This is a genomic window from Candidatus Aegiribacteria sp., from assembly GCA_021108005.1.
Taxonomy (GTDB): domain Bacteria; phylum Fermentibacterota; class Fermentibacteria; order Fermentibacterales; family JCC-6; genus Aegiribacteria.
This window is the reverse complement of sequence record JAIORS010000206.1, coordinates 1-2482: the sequence shown is the minus strand read 5'-3', so window position 1 is coordinate 2482 and position 2482 is coordinate 1. Positions and strand designations below refer to the sequence as shown.

General features: G+C 47.7%; 2 protein-coding genes. Both read right to left on the bottom strand.

Features of this window, described 5'->3' with window-relative positions; translation table 11 throughout:
* Positions 1-32: 32 nt before the first annotated feature.
* Positions 33-794 carry an IS21-like element helper ATPase IstB gene (gene istB / locus K8S15_12840; protein ID MCD4776923.1) on the bottom strand — a complete coding sequence of 254 codons (762 nt, stop codon included), beginning with the start codon at positions 792-794 and terminating at the stop codon, positions 33-35.
* Positions 791-2314, bottom strand: coding sequence for an IS21 family transposase (istA, locus tag K8S15_12835; GenBank protein ID MCD4776922.1), 1524 nt, complete (start codon positions 2312-2314; stop codon positions 791-793). The genes istB and istA overlap by 4 nt, the downstream gene beginning before the upstream one ends.
* Between the last annotated feature and the right edge of the window lie 168 nt (positions 2315-2482).

Genomic DNA, 2482 nt, shown 5'->3' with positions numbered 1-2482 from the left:
GGTTTTCACCCAGAGTATACCACCCCATCTTCTCAGTTGTTTTCCGTTTCCTGATTCTCTTTCCTTCGATCCAATTGTCTGTAGCTTTCTCCTTTCATTTCGATGTAATGAGAGTGATGCGTAAGACGATCCAGAGCAGCAGAGGCCATCAGCGGTGAGCCAAAGACTTCATCCCATTCTGAAGGTGCTCTGTTGCTTGTAACTATGATGGATTTTCTTTCATATCTCTCTCTGATAATCTCATAAAGATCTTCAGCGTTCTGTGATGTGAGCGGAACAAGTCCGAAGTCATCCAGGATCAACAGATCTATGTTCTCTAGTTCTCTTATCCTTTTCGGGTATCGTCCGTCTGCACGGCAGCCGTTCAGATGTGAGAGCAGCTTGTGAGTGGGACGGAAGAGTACTTTTCTGCCCTGCTTTACAGCCTCGTGAGCAAGTGCCTGGGCAATATGTGATTTGCCGGTTCCCGTGGGACCGACAAGAAGAACGTTTTCTCCACGGTCTATAAAGCTGCATAAGGCAAGGTTTTCAATCTTGCCACGAGGAACTGAAGGAGATGTTCTGAAGTCGAAGCTTGCAAGATGTTTTGCGGTATCTATCCTGGCCCTGTAGATATTTTTCCTGTAACGCTTCTGACTGCGACGTTCCAGCTCATCATCAAGAAGAAGCACAAGGAACTCCAGATGATTGAGATCTTTCTCTGAAGCCTGGCTGCACCTCTGTTCAAGTGTATCTGCCATGCCACCGAGCCTGAGCTGTTTCAGCTTAGGCAGAAGAGGGTGCATCTGCATCATTCCACCACCTCCGTGAAGAAGTCAGAAGCCCTTCGGATATATTCGTAACTGGATCGAGTGACCGGAAGACGATCTATCTTCTCCGGTGGTTCTAAATCTGCTCCCTGCTTCAGAACCTGCTTTATCCGGACATAGCGTATATCATCGTAATGAAGAACGCGTTTGCACGCTGCATCTACACGATCCTTCCCATACTCCTTGCGGAGAAGAACGAGGTTGCGGACACTGGATAACCTGTCCTGAACTTTATCCGATAAAAGCTGCCTTACTATTTTCAAACAGCTATCACCAATTTGTTCAGCCTCATGCAGGCAACGATCCGGAGTATATGTGAACCAGATCCGCTTGCCATGAGGATAATGTTCTTCCCTGGTGATCGTTTCTCCTTTGCCATAGCAGCGCTCATGTGTTGTCAGGAGCTCCGTTCCGTTGTATATCCGTACCAGCTTCAAGTCAGCGTAAACTTCAAGCTGTTGACCTACATACTGGTAGGGTGCGGAGTAGTAGTTCTGCTCGAACTCGAGGTGGCAGTCTCGAGACAACTTGAGTCTTTTTGCTACAAGAAGCTCGTACGAATGAGCGGGAAGTTTTTCAAGGGCTTCCCGCTCTTCCTCTTCGAAGAGTATCATGGGCTGCTCTTTGGTTGTTCCGTGTATCCTGGTTCCAGCCTCTTCTCTGCACCATCTTCGAACAGATCCATTCAGTTCAGCAAGCGCTGTACGCTCACTGCCATCACAGTAAGCTTTTTTAACGTACTTTACACCACTTTCAACTTTACCCTTGTGCTGCGGGGTATATGGGTTGGTGGGGCTAATCCTGAAGCCGTAATGACGGGCACAGCAGCGATAGGGTTCACTCAGTACCGGATCCGTGAATGATGCCTTAATTACCGCCGCCTTGAGATTGTCCGGTACCATCGTACCAGGTACCCCTCCGAAGAAGTTGAAGGCGTTTACATGGCATCTAATAAAGGTTGCCATCTTCTGATCTTCTACAAATTCAACATACATGTGTCGGGAGTAGCAGAGGGTCATGACAAACGCATAAAGAGGTTTGCGATTATTACCCTCGAAGTTCCTGGTTACAGTGCCGAAGTCTACCTGGGCCATCTGTCCAGGAGATGTCGTTACACGGCACGTAACCCGGGAAGCAGGAGGATTGATCTTATTGCAAAACCGGTATACTGAGGAATAACTGCCATTGTATCCAAAGTTCTCGCGCAGAAGAACAAAGATCCGCTTCATTGTGTAGTTCCGGCGCAGCATCCGTTCTACCTCAACTCGATGTGGTTCTACTGAACTGATATTCTGAGGTAGAGAACTTATTAGATCCTTCTTCGTTAAATAATCTCCCAGCTCCTCCCGAGTGGGAAGACTTGATAATTCATCAAGCCAGCCATTCGCCAGGGCAATATCACGGTAGCTGACAACAGTCTTCCTCGATATGCCAGTATCACGAGTGATGCTTCGCACCGACTGCTTCTGACGCAATCGATGCAATACATCAAGTATGTGATTCATGTGTTTCCTCCTCATTCAGACTCCTCTCTTTAAAAGTGAAGTCTGAAAGATAGAGAAGATGATTCTTAGTGGTACCCTTTGGCCGAAAACTCCTGGTACACTTCAGGTGAAAACGAGTGGGGTACTCTTGCCGCAACTAGGTGGGGGAATATGGGGCGGAAACTGACA

Coding starts and splice junctions, on each gene's coding strand:
- istB (MCD4776923.1), bottom strand. CDS start 794: ATGATGCAGATGCACCCTCTTCTGCCTAAGCTGAAACAGCTCAGGCTC.
- istA (MCD4776922.1), bottom strand. CDS start 2,314: ATGAATCACATACTTGATGTATTGCATCGATTGCGTCAGAAGCAGTCG.